Source organism: Ideonella sp. (assembly GCF_041918995.1).
Lineage (GTDB): Bacteria > Pseudomonadota > Gammaproteobacteria > Burkholderiales > Burkholderiaceae_C > Ideonella.
Genome location: NZ_JAYRUN010000019.1, coordinates 49,239 through 68,130 on the forward strand (window position 1 = coordinate 49,239; position 18,892 = coordinate 68,130).

Here is an 18,892-nt window from a genome sequence, read left to right on the forward strand (position 1 = left end):
GCGCTCAGCGTCCGCTCAGCAGGGCCTGCAGCACGTGGTGCAGGCGGGCCGGGTCGACGGGCTTGACCAGGTGCCGGGCCACCCCTGCCTCGCGGGAGCGCGCCATGTCCTGCGCCGCGCCGTAGCCGCTGACGGCCACCACCGGCACCCGGGCGCCCACCGCACGCGCGATGTCCGCGCCGCTGCCGTCCGGCAGGCCGATGTCGGTGACCACCGCATCCACCGGGTTCGCCTCGCACGCCCGCAGGGCGGCGCCCACGCTCGGCGCATGCGTCACCTGGTAGCCGTACTGCTGCAGTGACAGGCGCAGGGACTCGGCGGCGTCCGGGCTGTCCTCCACGAGCAGCACCCGCTGCCCCCGCGCCAGGGGCGCCTCGGTGGCCGGGGCCGTGTCGGCGGCCCCGGCCTCCACGGCACAGGCACCCGGCAGTCGCAAGGTGAAGGTGGCGCCGCGGTCGCGCCCGTCGCTGTCCGCGCGCAGGTGGCCGCCGTGTTCGGCCACCAGGCCGTGCGCGATCGCCAGCCCCAGCCCCAGACCGCCGTACTGCCGCGAGACCGTCTCGTCCGCCTGCTCGAAGGCCGTGAACAGGCGGGGCAGCGCCTCCGGCGCGATGCCGATGCCCGAGTCCGAACAGGCGAGCAGCACGTCGCCGCCCTCGCACCACGTGCGCACCCGCACCTCGCCGTCGGGCGGGGTGAACTTCACCGCGTTGCGCAGCAGGTTCCACACCACCTGCTGCAGGCGCGCCTCGTCGCCGGGCACCACCGGGCGCGGTGCATCGAGCTGCAGGCGAAGCGCCAGGCGCTTGTCGCGCACCGGGCCGTCGAGCGTCTCGCACACCGTGCGCACCACCTGGTGCAGGTCCACCTGGCCCGGCCGCAGGATCAGCTTGCCGGCGGCCAGTGCCGTCAGGTCGAGCAGGTCCTCGATGAGCCGCGCCTCGAGCGCGACGTTGCGCTCGATCATGGGCAGCAGGTGGGCGTGGGCCGCCGGCACGGTGGCCGAGCGCGCCAGGATGTGGGCGGCGGTGGCGATGGGCGCGAGCGGCGTGCGCAGTTCGTGCGAGAGCATCGCCAGGAAGCGGTCCTTGGCACGGTTGGCCGCCTGGGCCTCGTCCCGGGCCGCCCGCAGGCGCGCCTCCTGCTCATGCGCTGGCGTGGCGTCGTGCAAAATCTTGCAGAAGCCGGTCGCCGCGCCGGCCGCGTCGTCCAGCGGCACCACCAGCCCCTGGGCGAAGAAGCGGCGGCCGTCCTGCCGGCACATCCAGCGGGCGTCGTCCGCCTTGCCGCTGGCGCGGGCCTGGCGCAGCTCCCGGGCCGGCACGCCGGCGGCACGGTCCTCCGGCGTGAACAGGCAGTCCACCGGCTGGCCGACCACCTGCTCGGCGCGCCAGCCGAAGATCTCGGCGGCCGCGCGGTTCCAGGTGCGGATGCGCCCGTCCGCGTCGAGCAGCAGCACGCCATAGTCGCGCAGCGCGTCGACGACCCGGCCCAGCACCGCGTCGGCATGTCGCGCCTGGCGTTCCGCCTCGCGCCGCGCCCGCCTGTCGGCGCGCTCGCGCAACGCGCGGTCCACCACCAGGGGCAGCCGGGCGAGCCGGCCCTTGCTCACGTAGTCGGTGGCCCCCAGGCGCATCAGCTCCACGGCGTTCTCCTCGCCGATGACGCCGGAGACGAAGACGAACGGCACCTCGGGCGCCTCGTGCCGGGCGATCTCCAGCGCATCGCGGCCGTCGAAGCCAGGCAGCTGGTAGTCCGAGAGCACGATGTCCCAGCCGCCTTCGCGCAGCGCGCCCACGAAGTCGTTCTCCTGCATCACCTGGCGCACCACCGCATCGGGGTGGCTGCGCGCGAGGTGGGCGATGAGCAGTTCCGCGTCGAAGCGCGAGTCCTCCAGCAGCAGCACCCGCGTCAGCCGCTGGCCGGACTGCACCGGCGGCGCGAGGATGTCGTGTTCACTCATGGCGACGGGGCGACTTGACGGAGCCCGGCGGCGGCTCGTTGAGCACCGCCCAGAAGATGCCCAGCTCGGCGATGGCGGCGACGAACTGCTTGAACTCCACCGGCTTGACGACGTAGGCGTTGACACCCAGCTCGTAGCTGCGCAGCACGTCCGACTCCTCCTGCGAGGAGGTGAGCATCACGACGGGCACCGCGCGCAGCGCGTCGTTGCCGCGCACGGTGGTGAGCACCTCCAGGCCGTTCACCTTGGGCAGCTTGAGGTCGAGCAGCACGACCGCCGGGTTGCCCTCGGGCCGGCTGGCGTACTCGCCCTGGCGCAGCAGGTAGTCGAGCGCCTGGGCGCCGTCGCGGGTGATCACCACGTCGTTGGCGAGCTGGCTGCGTTCCAGCGCCACCAGCGTGAGCTCCAGGTCGCGCTTGTCGTCCTCGACGAGCAGGATGGGTTTGAGCATCAGCGATCCTCCACGGCAGGGGGCTCGGGCGGCGGCAGCACGAAGCCGAAGCGCGCGCCCTGGTCGGGTTCGCCATGGGCCCAGACGCGGCCCCCGTGGCGCTCCACGATGCGGCGCACGATGGCCAGGCCGATGCCGGTGCCCTCGAACTCCTCGGCGGCGTGCAGCCGCTGGAACACGCCGAAGAGCTTGTCGACGTACTTCTGGGCAAAGCCCACGCCGTTGTCGCGGATCTCCAGGCCCACGTCCCGGTCCTGGCGCACAGCCACCACCTCGATGCGCGGCGCCGGCCGGCCGCGCGTGTACTTCACCGCGTTGGCCAGCAGGTTGCGCACGGCCACCTTCAGCAGAAAGGCGTCGGCCCACAGCGTGGGCAGGTCGGCCGCCACCTCCCACTGCACGGCCGGTTCCGCCGAGGCGCGACGGCACTCGTCCACCAGCTCGGCGACCATGCGGCCGCCGTCCACCGGGCCCCTGTGCAGCGCCGAACGGCCCAGGCGGGAGAAGTCGAGCAGCGCATCCACCAGCTTGCCGGCAAAGGCGGCCGCCTCCTTCACCTGGCCCAGGTAGCGCACCGACCGCTCGGCCAGGCGGCCGGCCTCGTCCTCCAGCACCAGGTCCACGTACCCCGCGATGTGCCGCATCGGGGCCCGCAAGTCGTGCGACACGGTGTAGGAGAAGGCCTCGAGCTCCTTGTTCAACCGCGCCAGCTCGGCCATCGCGCCGGCCATCTCTTCTGCCCGGCGCAGCACGATGCCGATCAGCGCCTGGCGCAGTTCCTGCGCCGCGGCCAGGGTGGCCGGCTCCCAGGGCAGCGAACGGCCACGCACCGATTCGCACCAGCTCGCGAAACTGGCGCGCGGATGCAGCCGGCCGTCCGCGACCTGCATGGGCTTGTGGGGGTTGCCGGCCCAGCGCACCTGCCGCACCTGCTCGGCCCGGAACCACAGGATCTGGTGGCGGTGCACCTCGGAGATGGCGATCACCAGCGCGCCGGCCCAGGTGCCGTCCACCTCGGCCAGGGCGCCACCGGCCTCCTGCAGCCGGTCGGTGCACACGAGCTGCCGCCGCTGGGCAGCCGCCCAGCGGGACAGCGCCTGCACCTGCGGCTCCGGCGGCGTCTGGCCGGCCAGCCAGCAGCGCGTGTCCAGCACCACCGCGGCGCCATCGGCCTGCGCCAGCCGCAGCAGCGGGCCGGGCTGGTCCACCAGCTGCTGCAGGGTGGCGTCGCTGTCCGTCAGCTGGGCCACCAGATCGAGCGTCAGCTGCCTCAGCTCGAGGCGGCGGGCCACCTCGGCGCGCTCCTCGTGCGCCTCGATCTGCATGGACAGCAGCCGGCCGAGGTGCTCGCAGGTCAGCCGGGTCGCCAGGTCCAGCCGGTGGGGCGAGCGGTCGTGGCAGGACACCAGGCCCCACAGCCGGCCCCGCACCACCAGCGACACGGACATGGACGCCGCCGTGCCCATGCGGCGCATGTACTCCAGGTGCACCGGCGACACGCTGCGCAGCGCGGCGAAGCCCAGGTCCAGGCCGCGCGGATCGAAACCCGAGTCCACGGCGCGCAGCGGCACGGGCCGGTAGTCCGCGTCGGGAATGAGCCGGATGTGTTGCTGCAGGTACAGCGCACGGGCCTGCGCCGGGATGTCGCTGGCCGGAAAGCGATGGCCGATGAAGCGCTCGTAGCCCGCGTCGGCCTGTTCCGCAAGCACTTCGCCGTGGCCGTCGTCGTCGAACCGGTAGAGCACGCAGCGGCCGAAGCCGGTGAGGCGGTGCAGCTCGGCCACGGCGATGCGCGCCAGCGCCTGCACGTCGCCCGCGCGCTGCAGCGGCGGCAGCACGCCGCGCGCCAGCGCCGACAGGCTGCCGGGCAGCGACCGGGCATCGGCCGCAGGCTCGAACTCCAGCACCAGGGCACCGCCGCTGCGGTGCACGGTGGCGTCCCAGAGCTGCCCGGCCATGTCCACGCCACCCAGCGGCTCGGCCGCCTCGCCGGGCGGCGGCAGGGGCGAGGGCAGGCTCCACGGCGGGCGGTCGAGCAGGCGGCGCCAGACCGTCTCCTCGGGTGCGTTGGCGCTCACCGCCAGCGCGCGCGTCGGCTCGTCGGCGGCCAGCACCAGCATCCAGCCGTGCGGCTGGATGGCGGCCGGCACGCGGATCGGTTCGTTCGCGCAGTCCGCCAGCAGGTCCTCAGGCCGCAACCCGTTCATCCAGCAAGCAGGCAAAGGTGCCGATCAGGCGGTCGAAGGTGGCGCGTGCCGCCACACAGGCGTCGGCGGCCGCGGCGCCGCTGGCGGGCACCTGGGCCTCCAGCAGCGAGAGGTAGTCGCGCCAGTGGGCCGCGGTGGCCGGCCCCCAGCCGTGGAAATACGCCGTGCCGCACGCGGGCGTGAGGCCGAGCTGGGCCGCAGCGCGCCGCGCGATGAGCTGCCCGCCCAGGGCCGAGCCCGCCAGCACGTACCAGGACCCGAAGGCGGCGGCCGGCGAACCCAGCGGCAGGCGAGGCAGGTCGGCGTGGGGCAAGGGCCAGCGCGGCAGGCCGAGCGCACGCAGGTCTGCGCGCACGAAGCCCAGGCGTGATCGCGCCAGGAAGCGGCCGGCCACCGGCAAGGGCAGCACGGCGGCGACCTGGGGTTCCCAGTGGGTGAGAAAGGCCTCGAAACCCTGGAGCACGCGACCGTAGCGGCCGGCGTCCAGGGCGTCGTCCAGGCGCAGCAGCGCCTCGATGGTGTCGTGCCGCCGCTGCGTGCACTCGCGCAGCGCGGCGTGGATGCTGGCCTGCGCGGCATGCACCATGGGAAGCCCTCCGAACCGGTGCCGGACCGCCATGGCCCGGCTTGCGGCGAGGTGGGCAAGCCGCGTGCCGGCCGTCAGCCGAGCTTGCGCACCACCACGGACCCCACGGAGTAGCCGGCGCCGAACGAGCAGATCACGCCCGTGTCCCCGGCACCCAGGTCGGCCCGGTGGTGATGGAAGGCGATCACCGAGCCGGCCGAGGCGGTGTTGGCGTATTCGTCCAGGATGAGCGGCGCCACGTCCGGCGTGACCTCCTGGCCGATGAGGCGCTTGACCACCAGCTGGTTCATGCCCAGGTTGGCCTGGTGCAGCCAGAAGCGGCGCACCGCCGTGGGCTCCAGGCCCAGGCTGGCCAGGTGCTGCTCGATGTGGGCGGCCGCGATGGGCACGACTTCCTTGAACACCTTGCGGCCTTCCTGGCGGAAGGTCTTGTCGCGCGCATCCGGGTCGCTGTCCTCGCTGCGATTGAGGAAACCGAAGTTGTTGCGGATGTTGTTGGAGAACTGGGTGGCCAGCCTGGTGCCCAGGATCTGCCAGCGGTCGGCCGCGGTGGCGGTGTCCGCCAGCTCCACGATGACGGCGGTGCACACGTCGCCGAAGATGAAGTGGCAGTCGCGGTCCCGCCACTCGAGGTGGGCCGAGGTGATCTCGGGGTTCACGACCAGCACGCAGTTCGCGCTGCCGGCGCGGACCGCGTTGGCGGCCTGCTCGATGGCGAAGGTGGCCGAGGAACACGCCACGTTCATGTCGAAGCCGTAGCCTCCGGCGCCCAGCGCCTGCTGGATCTCGATGGCCATGGCCGGGTAGGCCCGCTGCATGTTGGCGGCCGAGCACAGCACGGCATCCACCTGATCGGCACGTTTGCCCGCGGCGGCGAGCGCCTGGCGGCCCGCGTCCACGGCGATCTCGGCCATCAGGGAGAGCTGGTCGTCGGGGCGCTCCTGCAGGCGCGGGTACATGCGCCGCGGGTCCAGCACGCCGGACTTGTCGATCACGTAGCGCTGCTGGATGCCCGAGGCCTTCTCGATGAACTCCACGCTGGACGGCACCAGCGCGGCCCGCTCGCCGGCGGCGATCGCCGCCGCGTGCTGCTCGTTGTGCAGCGCCACGTAGGCGTTGAAGGCCTCCACGAGCTCGGCATTGGTGATGACGTGGGGAGGCCGGTAGAGACCGGTGCCGCTGATGACGACTTCGGGCATGGTGAGGCAGGTGACAGGGGAACCAGCCCGCAGTGTAGGCCCGCAGCGCCGCGGGCGCCCGGAGGCGCCCGCGGGGGCCCGGCGCGGCCGGGCGGCGATGCGGTCAGGCCGACCGCACCGCGGGACGTCACTGCGCCGAGGCGCAGATGGACTTGTAGGCCTTCTTGAAGGCGGTGTTGGTCAGCAGGGTGCCCTGGTTCGCACCGCCGGCGTTCGTGCAGCCACCATGCGTGTGGATGGCCACCACGCGGCCGCCCACCAGCACGGCCGAGCCGCTGTTGCCGCCTTCGGTGTCCGCGCGGTAGCGCAGCGTGGTGGAACCCGGCACGACCGAGTCCACCGGGCCGACGGAGAACTGCTGGGTCTGGTTGTCCATGCCGCTGTCCACGCCGTAGCCGGTGATGCGCACCTCGTCGCCGACCACCGGGATGGTCTTGGCGAAGCGCAGCGACTGGCCCTGCGCCTGCAGCGGCATCAGGCCGGTCTCGGTGTTGGGGTGCACGGTGAACACGCCCCAGTCATTGCCCACGCCACCGTCGACGAACTTGCGGGTCGTGGTGGGCACGTACTGGTCCTTGGGCGCCGGGTGCACCAGGCCGCCGCCGGCGAGCGACTTGGGCACGTTGAACTCGACCACGTCCACCAGGGACGGGGACGACAGGCAATGGCCCGCGGTGATGAAGCAGCCGTCCTTGGTGAGGTTGGCCGTGCAGCCGACGTCCAGCAGACGGGCGCGGTCCTTCTCGTCGGAGGCGACGCGGTCGTCGGTGGCGCCGCAGCGGCTTTCGGGGGTGATCTGCGGCTTGCCGGCCAGCACCTTGACGATGCCGAAGTGACCCGCCTCACCGGCCTGGGACGCCAGCAGTTCCACGCGCAGGGCCGGGCCGTTGAAGTAGGCCGAGGTGTGGCGCCACTGGGCCAGCGTCTCGGCGTTCAGGTGCTGCTGCGCGCCGTCGGTGAGCGACGTGATACGCAGCTTCGCACCGGCCGGCAGGCGGGCGTCGCCGAACTGCAGGCGCAGCCAGTGGGCGCCGTCGATCTGCACATCGTGGCTGGCCACCACACCGCCGGCGGACGCCGCGGCGTTCTCCGGGCTGAACCAGTTGTAGGGATGCGCGTCGTGGGCGGCCGGCGCGGTCTGCGCGGCGGCGCCGAAGCCGGCCGAGGCGAGCGCCGCGGCGGCCAGGCACCGGGCAGCGAACACGCCGGGCCGGAAGGAACGGGACAGACGGGACAGGTTCACGGGCGGTCTCCGGATCAAGGTGAGGGGCTGCGGCCGGGCGCATGTCCCGGCCGGGGAGGGATGCCGAGACTAGAGCAGTGCCTGCCCGGCGCCCAGCCCCTACCCCGTCGCGGACGATCAAGGACCATCAACGAGCGACCCCGCAGGGCGCTCAGCCGCGCGGCGGCGCGATCTGCTCGGCGTAGTCGTAGAGCTCGCCCAGCAACGCCTGGCCCCGCTCGTCGACGGACTCGGCCAGGGTGTCCAGCCGCTCGAAGAACTGCCCCAGCGTGAGGGCGCCGCCCGCGCCCTCGTGCAGCCGGGCGGCGCAATGCGCCTGCCAGCGGGCCCGCTCGTCGGCGTCCAGCGTGGCGGGCGCATGGCGGGCGCGGTAGCGGAACACCAGTTCGTCCAGGCGTTGGTCATCGAAGCTCGCACGGCCCCAGGCCGGGTCGTCGGGTGCGGCGGCACGCAGGCGGTCCAGGCGCTGGCGGTCGGTGGGCCCGATGAAGCCGCCATAGAGGTCCTCGTCGACATCCGGCGCCTGTGCGGCTGCCGGCCGCGTGAACACGTCGGGCCAGATGCCCGCCATCGACGGGCCGCGGGCCGCGCACGCCTGGGCATGGCGCTCGGCCAGGGCCAGGTCGATGCCCCAGCGCTCGGCCATGGCCGGGGTGAGGGTGCGCAGGTTGCCGATCACGATTGGCGACTTGTTCACGTGGATGCTCTTGACCGGCAGGCGCCGGGTGCCCTCGGGCAGCTCGTCGGCACGCGTGAACATGCGCTCGCGGATCTGCGCCGCGTTCAGGCCGAACAGCTCGCCGGGGTCCTCGGCCAAGTCCCACACGATCAGTTCGTTGCGGTTCGTCGGGTGCGGCGCCAGCGGCCACACCACGGCGATGCAGCCGCGCTCCGGCCCGAACATGCCGGACACGTGGAGGAACGGCTTGCCCTGAGCCTGGGCCGATTCGATCTCCGCCCACACCGCCTGCTTCTGACGCAGCCGCAGGCAGAAGGCCCACAGGCGGGGGTTGGCGTCACGCACGCGGCGCGCGAGGGCCACGGTGGCGCGCACGTCCGACAGCGCGTCGTGCGCCGCCTCGTGCGCCAGGCCGTTGGCCCGCGTCAGGTGTTCCAGCTTGAACGACGGCCGCCCGTCCTCGTGGCGCGGCCACTCCAGGCCCTCGGGCCGCAGCGCGTACATGCAGCGCACCGTGTCCAGCAGGTCCCAGCGTCCGCAGTCGTTCTTGTACTCGCGGGCATAGGGGTCGATGAGGTTGCGCCAGAACAGGTGCCGCGTGACCTCGTCGTCGAAGCGGATGGTGTTGTAGCCCACGCCCACCGTGCCGGCGCGCGCCAGCTCGGCCTCGACGAGGGCCGCGAAGCGTGGCTCCGGCACGCCGCGGGCCAGGCAGTGCTGCGGCAGGATGCCGGTGAGCAGGCAGCTCTCCGGGTCGGGCAGGTAGTCGGGCGTGGGCTGGCAGTAGGCCATCACCGGCTCGCCGATCTCCTGCAGGTGTTCGTCGGTGCGGATGCCCGCGAACTGCGCCGGGCGGTCCCGCCGAGGCACGCGGCCGAAGGTCTCGTAGTCGTGCCAGAAGAAGCTGAGCTCGCTCATGGCGGCACGATACCCCACGGCGATCGCGCCGCCTTCCCTCTGGCGGGGAGACCGCCGGCCCGCGCGATCAGTCGCGCGGCAGCGGCACCGGGCGCGTGAGCTCGTCGGTGGACAGGCCCTGCTGCCGCAGCAGCGCCTCCAGGGCCGGCATCAGCGGGCCCAGGCGCTCGTCGAGCGCGTCGCGCACCGTGTCCACGAACACCTGCGTCGAGCGTTCGATCTCGATGTTCAGCCGGTCACCGGGCCGCTTGCCAGCGAAGGTGGTCATGCGCAGCGTCTCGGGGATGAGCCACACCTCGAACCAGCCCGCCACCCGGTCGGCCTCGGCCACGGTGAGGCTGGCGCCGTTGATCGCGATGTAGCCCTTGGCGAACACGTAGCGCATCCAGCGCGGCGGCAGGCCGATGCGCAGCACATGGTTGTTCTCGGGCCGGCGGATGTCCAGCAGGGTGCCGGTGACGTCGATGTGGCCCGACAGCGGGTGGCCGCCGATCTCGGCGCCGTCGCGCGCGGCCCGCTCCACGTTGACGGCGCTGCCCGGCTGCCACTCGCCCAGCGTGGTGAGTGAGAGCGTCTGCTGCATGACGTCGAAGGCCGCCACGTCCGGCTGCGGCCGCTCGGTGACGGTGAGGCAGCAGCCGTCGCAGGCCACGCTGGCCCCGATGGCGAGCCCGTCGTCGAAGCCCGCGGGAAAACGCAGGGTGATGCGACGCAGGCCGGGCAGGTCGGTGAGCGCCTCGACGCGGGCCAGGCCTTGAACGATGCCGGTGAACATCCCACGATTATCGCGGCCGCCGCCGCCGCCGCCGCGCATTCGTGACGCGGCGTGCCTGCCAGCGGATCCGACAATGGCGGCCTGCCTGCCGGAGCTGCCATGAACCTTGCCTGTACCCGTCGCCAGTGGCTCAGCGCCACCACCGCCCTGCTGGCGGCCAGTTGCCCGCTGGTCGGGGCCGCCGCCGCACCGCGCTACCGGGTGACCGACCTGGGTGACCTGGGTGGCGGCAACGTGCGCGTCAAGGCGCTCAACAACCACGGGGTGTCCGTCGGCATGGCCAACCGCAAGCCCGTGGACAACCGGGGCGTCGGCTTCGTGTCCCACCGCGGTCGCATGCGCGGCATGCGCCACGCGGGCCGGGCCACGCCCTCGTCGGCCACCGGCATCAACGACGCGGGGCTGGTGTGCGGCTACGACGGCACCAACGGTGTGTTCACGAAGGCGCGGGCCTGGCTGAGCCCCGACGGCGAGCGGGTGTACGTGCCCGCTCCGCGCGATGCGCACACCTTCGCCTTCGCCGTCAACGCGAGCGGCCAGGTCACGGGGGTCAGCGGCGACCTGCCCTTCGTGGGCGGTGCCGGGCATTTCGAGCCCTTCACCCTGCCCGCCGGGTTCGGCCTGGGCGTGGGCCGCGACATCCACGACGACGGCACGGTGCTGGGCGACATGGTGGGCCCGCACGGCCAGTGCGCGTTCCTGCGCCAGGGCGGCGTGGTGCAGGCGCTGTCCGTGCCCGGGGCCGAGTCCCATGCCGCCGCCGGCATCAACGACCGCGGCGTCGTCTGCGGCACGCTCAAGCGGCCGGGCGGGCGGGTGGCGCGGGCCTTCGTCTGGCAGGACGGGCTCACCCGCGAGCTCGGCTCGCTCGATGGCCGCGACGACAGCTCGTCCGTCGCCCATGGCCTCAATGCCGCCGGCACGGTGGTGGGCCGGGCGACCCGCCCCGCCGATGGCGGCGGCGGGCGGTCCCGCTGGTGCGCGTTCGTCGCCACGGCCGACGGCGGCATGGTCGATCTGAACACCCGGCTGGACCCGGTGGCCGGCGCGGGCTGGGTGCTGCGCGAGGCCGTGGCAATCAACGACCGCGGCCAGATCGTCGGCGAGGGCCTGTACCAGGGCGTGCCGCGCGCCTTCCTGTTGTCGCCCTGGGCCTGACCCGCTCGCCGACGGCCGCTCAGCGCGCCGCCGCGGCGCCGTGCCAGCGGATCAGCGAGATGCCGTTCTTTTCGAACACCGTGTCGTAGCCGCCCGCCGGGTCGGCCGGCAGGCGCGCCAGGTGGTCCGTGCGGATCAGCGCCAGCTCCCCCGGCTGGGGCGCGCGGCGCGGCGTGGGCTGCTGCCGGTACACGGCAAAGCTGGGCTGGTGCAGCTTCCACTGCACGGCCGGCTCGGGCAGGCCGCGGGCCACCCGGGCCGCGTCGCGCACCGGCCCCTGCACCAGGGTGCCCCACCAGGGCAGCGCGAAGCCCAGCAGCACCAGCGCCACCACCGCACCACCGGCCAGGCTGGACGCGGGGCCGCCGAGCCGCTCGCGCCAGGCGCCGGGCACGGCGGCCAGCGCCAGCACGACCAGCGCGCCCACGCTGGCGGCCACCGCCAGCGCCACCGGCGCGTCGGCCCCGCCCAGCAAGGCGCGGTACATGGGGTGCTTCACCGCGTCCACCCACTGCGGCAGCGTCCAGGCCGGCACCGCCACGGCGGCCAGCAGCACCACGCCGGCCAGGGCCACCGCCCAGCGCATGGCGGACCCCGCGCGCTCCAGCGCCATGGCCATGAGCAGCACGAAGGGCGTGGCGCCGTAGAGCACGTAGTGCGGCAGCTTGGTGCCCGACAGCGAGAAGAACACCAGCACGAACAGGCCCCAGCCGAGCAGGAAGCGCCCCAGCGGGTCGCGCCAGTGGGCCAGGCACTGGCGCGCCACGCCCACGAGCAGCGGCGCCCAGGGCAGCAGCAGCAGCGGCAGCACCACCAGGTAGTAGCCCGCGCTGCCGCCGTGCTGCTCGAGCGTGCCGGTGTAGCGCGACAGGTTGTGGCGCACGAAGAAGCCATCGATGAAGGCCTGGCCGTGCCGGTGCAGGGCATAGGCGTACCACGGCGCGGCGATGCCCACGAGCAGCGCCCACGCGGGCAGGTCGGTGACGGCCGCCACCAGGCGGCGGCCGAGCGCGCGCCAGTCGCCCTGGCTCAGCAGCCACAGGCCCACTGCCGACACCGGCACCAGCACCGCCACCGGCCCCTTGGCCAGCAGGCCCAGGCCCATCCAGGCGAAGGCGCGCCGCAGCGGTGCCTTGGCGCCGCTGTCGAGCCAGCGCCAGCCATCGAAGGTGGCCAGCACCAGCAGGAAGTTCAGCAGGGCGTCGGCCGTGGCGGCCCGCCCGATGGCGACGACGCCCAGGCTGGTCACGAGCATGAGCGCGGCACTGGTGGCCGTGCGCTCGCCCAGCCGCGGCCGGGCGAAGGCCCACACGGCCATCGCCCAGCCCCAGGCGCACAGGGCCGAGGGCAGGCGCAGGGCGAATTCGTTCAGGCCCAGCAGCGACACGCTCAGCGCCTGCAGCCAGTACACGCCGATGGGCTTGTCGAACCGGTCCTCGCCGTTCAGCGTGGTGTGCAGCCAGTCGCCGCTGGCCAGCATCTCGCGCGTGGCCTCGCTGAAGGCGCCCTCGTCCACGTCGAACAGCGGTGCTGCGCCGAGCTGGAACACGGTGAGCGCCAGCAGGGCCAGCGCCACGGGCCAGGCCCCGCCGCCAGTGGCGCGCGGCGCGGCCGGCGTGTCAGCGCCCGCTGCCATGCCAGGCGTCGCCGTCGGCCAGCGCCGGCTGGCCCATGGAGTGGTACGCGCGCGCGGTGCCACCTTCGTAGTAGATGCGGATCAGCAGCTCCGCCAGCACGCCCGTGCAGAGGAACTGCAGGCCGGCGATCACCATGAAGAAGCCCAGGATCAGCAGCGGCCGGCCGCCCACCGATTCGCCCAGCAGCTTCAGCACGCCCAGGTAGCCCAGGATGGCGGTGCCGATGGCCCCCACGCCCAGGCCCACCGTGCCGAAGAAGTGGCCGGGCCGGGCGCCGAAGTTGAGGAAGAAGTACACCGACAGCAGGTCCACCAGGACGCGGAAGGTGCGCGAGATGCCGTATTTGGACTCCCCGGCGGTGCGCGCATGGTGGCTCACCGGCACCTCGGCCATGCGCATGGGCGAGGTCACCGTGGCCAGCCAGGCGGGGATGAAGCGGTGCATCTCGCCGTACAGCCGCACCTGGTGCAGCACCGGCGCGCGGAAGGCCTTGAGGCTGCAGCCGAGGTCCTGGAACTTCAGGTCGGTGACGCGCCGGATCAGCCGGTTGGCAAGCATCGACGGGAACTTGCGCAGCGCGAAGCCGTCCTGCCGGTTCTTGCGCCAGCCGGCCACCATGTCGAAGGGCTCGTTGAGCAGCTTGGCCACCAGCAGCGGGATGTCCTGCGGGTCGTTCTGCAGGTCGCCGTCCATGGTGACGATCACGTCGCCGCGCGCCGCGTCGATGCCCGCCTGCATGGCCGCGGTCTGTCGGAAGTTGCGCAGCAGGCGCAGCACCCGGATGTGCGGGCCGACAGTGGCCGCGTGCTCCTGCAGCGCGCGGCCCGTGCCGTCACGGCTGCCGTCGTCCACGACGATCAGCTCCCAGGGCTGCGGGTAGCCGGCCAGCGCCGCCTGCACCGCGTCGATCAGCGGCCGCGCATTGTCGATCTCGTTGTACATGGGCACCACGACCGACAGGCGGTGCGCGGGCAGCCGGCCCAGCGCCACGGCGCGGGCGGCCACGAGGTCGTCGCCGTCTTCGGTGGTGGACAGGGAAGTCGTCGTGTTCATCGGGGGTCGTTCTCCACCAGGGGGGCCTCGGGCCGCGCCGTGCGCGCCCAGGGCCAGATCATCGCCGCGGCGCCCAGCGCGCACAGCAGGCTCACCGCATGCAGGGCCAGGGCGCCGGCGGCGATCTGGGCGCCCGCCGGCCGCAGCGCCGGCTCGGCCGCCAGCACCGCCGCCCACACGCCGGCCTCGTAGGTGCCCAGGCCGGCCGGGCCTTGCAGGGGCAGCACCGAGGCCAGCTCGCCACCCAGCGCGCCGCGCAGGCCGCCGCCCGCACCCACCGGGGCAAAGGCCGCCAGCAGCAGCGCCAGCACCGCCAGCTTCACCACCCAGTTGGACGCGCACAGCGCCCAGCCGGCGCGGTCGTTGCGGTGGGTGAGCCAGGCGGCTTCGAAGCGGGCGACGGCCGGGGCGCGCCGCGCCAGGCCGGCCAGGGCGCGCGGCCCCGCCGTCAGCGCCAGGGCCCAGGCGCCCGCCAGCAGCAGGAGCCATCCGGCGCGCGACCCGGCGGGCAGCGGCGGCAGCCAGGCCGCCGCCAGCGTGGCCAGCACCGCCGCGTCCTGCAGGCGCAGCCACAGCAGGCTCTTGAGCGACTCGCCCACCGGCACGCCGAAGCGGCGCTTGAGCAGCAGCGGGTAGCCGGCCTCGCCGGCGCGCAGGGGCAGCAGCACGATGGCGGCGTTGTGGGTGAGGAACAGGGCCAGGCAGGCCATGAAGCCGGGCGCCGGGCCACGCGAGGCATCGGCCGCGAACCACGAGCGCCACTCGCGGCGCAGGCGCTCGGCCCGCAGCGCGTAGCTCAGGCCCAGGCCGGCCACGGTGGTGGCCCACAGCCACGCCGGCGTGGCGGCCAGCGCCGCGGCCAGCGGCGCCCACTGCACCTGCCGCAGCAGCCAGCCAAGCAGCAGCGCACCCAGCGCCACGGCCACCAGCAGGCGCAGCCAGCGGCGCCTCGGGGCGGGGCCGGGCGGGGTGCCAGGCGGGAGGTCGGACAAGATGGAAACGGCCAAGACAGGGGGACGCGCGCGGGCCGGGATGGTAGCAGCCACCCCCCGCGCCCGCCCCTGTCCTATGATGCCGGCCCCCTTTCGCCACCCGCTGGCCAGCCCGCCAGCGACACGCCATGGCCCACTACCTCGTGACCGGCGCGGCCGGCTTCGTCGGCGCCCATGTCGCCGCCCGCCTGGCGGACGGCGGCCACCGCGTCACCGGTGTCGACAGCTTCAACGCCTACTACGACCCCCGGCTCAAGCACGACCGGGTGGCCGCCCTGCTCACCCCGCGCGGCGTGCCCTGCCACGCGCTGGACCTGTGCGACGGCCCGGCCACGCACACGCTGTTCGCCGAGGGCCGGTTCGACGCCGTCATCCACCTGGCCGCGCAGGCCGGCGTGCGGCATTCCATCCATGCGCCGGCGGACTACATCCAGGCCAACCTGGTGGGCTTCGGCCACGTCATCGAGGCCTGCCGGCAGCAGGGCGTGGCGCACCTGCTGTACGCCAGCTCGTCCAGCGTCTACGGCAGCCGGCGCGACGCGCCCTTCCGCGAGACCGACCGGGTCGACCGCCCCGCCTCGCTGTACGCGGCCACCAAGATCGCCAACGAACTGATCGCCCACACCTACGCCAGCATCCACGGCCTGCGGTCCACGGGCCTGCGCTTCTTCACCGTCTACGGGCCCTGGGGCCGGCCCGACATGGCGTACTTCTCGTTCTCGCGCCGCATCCGCGCCGGCCAGCCGATCACGCTGTTCGCCGAGGGGCAGCTGCTGCGCGACTTCACCTACATCGACGACATCGTGGACGCCGTGCTGGGCCTGCTGCACGCACCGGCGCCCGCCGAGCGGCCGGTGGAATCCGAGATCTTCAACCTCGGCCACCACGTGCCGGTGAAGGTGATCGACTTCGTGCGCACGCTGGAGGACGCGCTGGGCCTGACGGCCCGCATCGAGTTCGGGCCGATGCAGCCGGGCGACGTGCCGGTGACCTGCGCCGACGACGGGCGCCTGCGCGCGCGCATCGGCGACTGGGCCTGCACGCCGCTGGACGACGGCCTGCGGCGCTTCGCCCGCTGGATCGAGGGCTGGGAGCCGCTGGCGCCCGGCGCGGGCACGGCGGGCGGCTGAACCGCCCGCCGCGCCCCGGCGCACTCAACGGCGGCTGGCCGCCGGGTCCGCGACGATGAAGTCGCGTGAGGTCACGATGTCCGCGGCCGTGCGGCCGCGCAGCACCACCATGTCCCACCACTTGGCCGGGCCCTGGCGGCTGTCGGGGTCGATCTGAACGCGCACGCCCTTGTCGTGGTCACGCAGGCGCATCCAGCCGTCGGCGAAGGGGTCGCTGCCGGTGTAGCCCACGCTGGCCAGCAGCGCGCGCACGTCGATGCGGTCCACCGCCGGCTCGAAGTCGGTGATGGTGTCCTTGGCGTCGTTCACGCTGGCGTAGCTGAACACGTCCTCGCCGGCGCCCCCCGTGAGCAGGTCGTAGCCACCGCCGGCCACGAACTGGTCGTCGCCCGGCGTCCCCACCAGCTTGTCCTTGGCCGGCGTGCCATCGATGCGCTTGACCAGGTACAGCCCGGCCACCACGGGGTCGTGGTCGGACGAGCGGTACGGCGTGGGCGTGTAGTAGTCGGGGCCGCAGGTGCCGCACACCGGCTGCTTGAACTCGGTGTTGTAGTCGATCACCACCGGCTCGTCGGCGTTGATGTGCCACTCGGTCGTGCCGGTCAGGCGGGCCGCCAGCGAGGCGGTGGCCAGGGCGTGGTCCAGCCGGCCCGCGGCGCCGTCGAACACATAGCTGTAGCCGAAGCCGTGGAAGCGCGCCACCTGGTCGGTGAAGCCGGCCTGCGCGAGCGTGACCACAGGGTCCTCCTGCGCATAGGCGTTCAGGTCGCCCAGCAGCAGCGTGGCGTCGGTGCCGGCGCCCGCGGCCAGGCCAGCGGCCCACTGCGCCGTGCGCTGCGCCTGCGCCACCCGGCGCGCGTTCCAGCAGCCCTGGCCGTCGCCCGCATCGAAGTTGCCGGCGTGGTCCGGGTCGTCGGCCGCCGGGCAGCTGCCCTTGCTCTTGAGGTGGTTCACGACCAGCGTGAAGCGTTCGCCGTTGGCCGCGGCAAAGGTCTGCGCCAGCGGCGGGCGGTTGTGCACGGCGTCGCTGTCGCTCTGGGCGGCGCCCACCGGGCTCAGGCGCGCCGGCTTGTAGACCATGGCCACCTTGATCGCGTCGGTGCCGGTGCCCTGCACCGGGTCGGCCACCACGGCGTAGGTGCCGGCGCCCAGGCGGGCGTTCAGGCCGTCCACCAGGTTCTGCACGGCCACCGCGCCGTTGTTCTGCATCTCCACCAGGCCCAGCGCGTCGGCGTCGATGGCCGCGATGGCCTCGATGACCTTGGTGCGCTGGCGGGTGAACTCGGCCGCGTTGCTCGCGCCGCGGCAGTTGGCGGCCGCCACCGAGTCGCCCAGGCGGCAGCCCTGGCCGGAGCGGCCGTCCACGTCGGTGCCGTCGGTGAAGGTGGTGAAGTAGTTCAGCACGTTGAAGCTGGCCAGCTTCACGTTGCCGGCCACCCAGGCCGGCGCCGCGCTGCGCTCGTGCGTGCGGCTGATCTGCACGGGCGCGGTGGGGTGCAGCTTGTAGTCGCCGAAGCCAGTGTTGCTGGCGGTGGCCAGGCCGTAGTCGATGACCCCCGTCAGGCCGGCGGCCACGGTGTCGCCGGCGCGCAGCGTGCCGTCCTCGGCCATCCAGGGCGTGGGATTGGGGTTCTGGGCGCTGCTGCCGTCGTCCAGGATGAGCCGGGCGCGGGCATTGGCATCGGCCAGCGCCAGGGCCTCGGGCGTGCCGGGGCGGTGGCGGTTGGTGGGCGTCTCCAGCCGGCCGCCGGCTGACAGCGTCACCTGGCCGTAGCGACCCTGGAAGTAGTTCTGCGACACGGTCAGCGGGCTGCCGATGGTGACCAGCATGCCCTCGACCCGCTCCAGGTCGTCGTTGGCCAGCTCGGGGAAGGCGATGGGCGTGGGCGCCACCGCCTGGCCGCTGCCCAGCACCATCAGGTTGCCCACGCCGGTGAGCTCGGTCACGGGGTGCGCCGCCGTGTCGGCATTGCCGGCGGCACCCACGTTGAACTCGGTCACCACGCCGGTGAGTTCCACCCACTGGCCGGCCTGCACCGTGGGCGCGCTGCCGGTGTAGACGAAGATGCCGTCGGAGGTGGCCGGGTTGCCGTCGCCGGCAGGGTCCTGCAGGAAGAAGCCGTTGTTGTTGACCCGCGTGACCACGCCGGAGGTCTTCACCGCGCTGCCGGCGAAGGGGCTGGTGGCGCCGCTGCCCTGGATCTCGGGGATGGAGCGCACCGCGGGGCCGTCGCCGCCGCAGGTGCCCAGCGGCGCCGCCGTGTTGCGCGGCGTGGGTGCGCCGGTGACGAAGTCGCTGGCGTTCTGGTCGGTGTCGGTGCAGCCGCCGGCCTGGCGCAGGTCGGCCGCGGTGTTGGACGGCGCGGGCGCGGCGCCGGCGCCCTCGAAGAAGTTGGCGCTGCCGAAGCCGACCAGGTCGACGATGGACGCGGACGTGGGCTTGTCACCGACCAGCGCGGTGGTGGTGCTGACCAGCGCGACCTTGCCGCCCGTGGACCCCATGAAGATGTTGCCCACCGCGTCGGGCGTGGGCAGGTCCTGCGTGCCGCCCGTGCCCGCGGCCTGCTGCACCAGGTAGTACTGCCGCGGCTGCAGCACCACGGCGCCGAGGTCCGTCTTCTGCCAGGTGCTGGTGCCGGTGGTGGAGTTGTACTGCACCGACCAGCCCGCCAGCGACACCGGCGCGGAGCCGGCGTTGAACAGCTCGATGAAGTCCTGGCGCCAGGTGGCGCCGCTGTTGCCGCCGCCGCCATAGACCTGGCTGATGACGACGCCGGAGGAGGAGGCGGCCGCCGGCAGCAGGACGCCGGCGGCGAGGAGCGCGGCGCACAGCCGGCTGAGGGAAGATGCGTGTCGCATGGCGGGGCCTCGTGGGCTCGTGTTCGAAGCCCGCTAGGCTCG

14 protein-coding genes are annotated in these 18,892 nt (G+C 73.6%); 2 read left to right on the forward strand and 12 right to left on the reverse strand.

Going from position 1 to position 18,892, the window contains the following annotated elements; translation table 11 throughout:
* Positions 1 to 4: 4 nt before the first annotated feature.
* The 8 genes from ACE3UN_RS16340 to ACE3UN_RS16375 form a co-directional block, all read right to left on the reverse strand.
* Positions 5 to 1,963 carry a response regulator gene (locus ACE3UN_RS16340; protein ID WP_374676040.1) on the reverse strand — a complete coding sequence of 653 codons (1,959 nt, stop codon included), beginning with the start codon at positions 1,961 to 1,963 and terminating at the stop codon, positions 5 to 7.
* Positions 1,956 to 2,414, reverse strand: coding sequence for a response regulator (locus ACE3UN_RS16345; protein WP_374676041.1), 459 nt, complete (start codon positions 2,412 to 2,414; stop codon positions 1,956 to 1,958). The genes ACE3UN_RS16340 and ACE3UN_RS16345 overlap by 8 nt, the downstream gene beginning before the upstream one ends.
* Positions 2,414 to 4,621, reverse strand: coding sequence for an ATP-binding protein (locus ACE3UN_RS16350; protein ID WP_374676042.1), 2,208 nt, complete (start codon positions 4,619 to 4,621; stop codon positions 2,414 to 2,416). Before ACE3UN_RS16350 ends, ACE3UN_RS16345 begins: the two co-directional genes overlap by 1 nt.
* Positions 4,602 to 5,207, reverse strand: a complete 606-nt coding sequence (locus tag ACE3UN_RS16355) for a biliverdin-producing heme oxygenase (RefSeq protein ID WP_374676043.1) — start codon at positions 5,205 to 5,207, stop codon at positions 4,602 to 4,604. The genes ACE3UN_RS16350 and ACE3UN_RS16355 overlap by 20 nt, the downstream gene beginning before the upstream one ends.
* 74 nt (positions 5,208 to 5,281) lie before the next feature.
* Entirely contained in the window at positions 5,282 to 6,406 is a 1,125-nt protein-coding gene (locus ACE3UN_RS16360; RefSeq protein ID WP_374676044.1) for a beta-ketoacyl-ACP synthase III, read from the reverse strand.
* A gap of 127 nt (positions 6,407 to 6,533) precedes the next feature.
* Positions 6,534 to 7,649, reverse strand: coding sequence for a serine protease (locus tag ACE3UN_RS16365; protein ID WP_374676045.1), 1,116 nt, complete (start codon positions 7,647 to 7,649; stop codon positions 6,534 to 6,536).
* Positions 7,650 to 7,800: 151 nt separating this feature from the next.
* Positions 7,801 to 9,246 (reverse strand): exodeoxyribonuclease I, encoded by a 1,446-nt coding sequence (gene sbcB, locus ACE3UN_RS16370; protein ID WP_374676046.1) that lies wholly within the window; start codon positions 9,244 to 9,246, stop codon positions 7,801 to 7,803.
* 67 nt (positions 9,247 to 9,313) lie between these two features.
* Complete coding sequence (locus tag ACE3UN_RS16375) at positions 9,314 to 10,021, reverse strand: riboflavin synthase subunit alpha (protein ID WP_374676047.1); 708 nt, start codon at positions 10,019 to 10,021, stop codon at positions 9,314 to 9,316.
* 99 nt (positions 10,022 to 10,120) lie between these two features.
* Between ACE3UN_RS16375 and ACE3UN_RS16380 the strand changes: the two genes are divergently transcribed.
* Positions 10,121 to 11,179 (forward strand): hypothetical protein, encoded by a 1,059-nt coding sequence (locus ACE3UN_RS16380; RefSeq protein WP_374676048.1) that lies wholly within the window; start codon positions 10,121 to 10,123, stop codon positions 11,177 to 11,179.
* 19 nt (positions 11,180 to 11,198) lie between these two features.
* Here the strand turns inward: ACE3UN_RS16380 and ACE3UN_RS16385 are convergent, their stop codons facing one another.
* The 3 genes from ACE3UN_RS16385 to ACE3UN_RS16395 are packed head-to-tail and all read right to left on the reverse strand — an operon-like array spanning position 11,199 to position 14,861.
* A complete protein-coding gene (locus tag ACE3UN_RS16385) occupies positions 11,199 to 12,815 on the reverse strand; it encodes an ArnT family glycosyltransferase (protein WP_374676049.1) in 1,617 nt (538 codons plus the stop codon).
* Positions 12,799 to 13,869, reverse strand: coding sequence for a glycosyltransferase family 2 protein (locus ACE3UN_RS16390; RefSeq protein WP_374676050.1), 1,071 nt, complete (start codon positions 13,867 to 13,869; stop codon positions 12,799 to 12,801). The genes ACE3UN_RS16385 and ACE3UN_RS16390 overlap by 17 nt, the downstream gene beginning before the upstream one ends.
* A complete protein-coding gene (locus tag ACE3UN_RS16395; protein ID WP_374676051.1) occupies positions 13,866 to 14,861 on the reverse strand; it encodes a lysylphosphatidylglycerol synthase domain-containing protein in 996 nt (331 codons plus the stop codon). The genes ACE3UN_RS16390 and ACE3UN_RS16395 overlap by 4 nt, the downstream gene beginning before the upstream one ends.
* A 128-nt stretch (positions 14,862 to 14,989) precedes the next feature.
* On the opposite strand from ACE3UN_RS16395, the gene ACE3UN_RS16400 reads away from it, so the two are divergent.
* Positions 14,990 to 15,991, forward strand: a complete 1,002-nt coding sequence (locus ACE3UN_RS16400) for an NAD-dependent epimerase/dehydratase family protein (protein WP_374676052.1) — start codon at positions 14,990 to 14,992, stop codon at positions 15,989 to 15,991.
* A gap of 24 nt (positions 15,992 to 16,015) precedes the next feature.
* Here the strand turns inward: ACE3UN_RS16400 and ACE3UN_RS16405 are convergent, their stop codons facing one another.
* A complete protein-coding gene (locus ACE3UN_RS16405; RefSeq protein ID WP_374676053.1) occupies positions 16,016 to 18,850 on the reverse strand; it encodes an ExeM/NucH family extracellular endonuclease in 2,835 nt (944 codons plus the stop codon).
* Positions 18,851 to 18,892 lie beyond the last annotated feature (42 nt).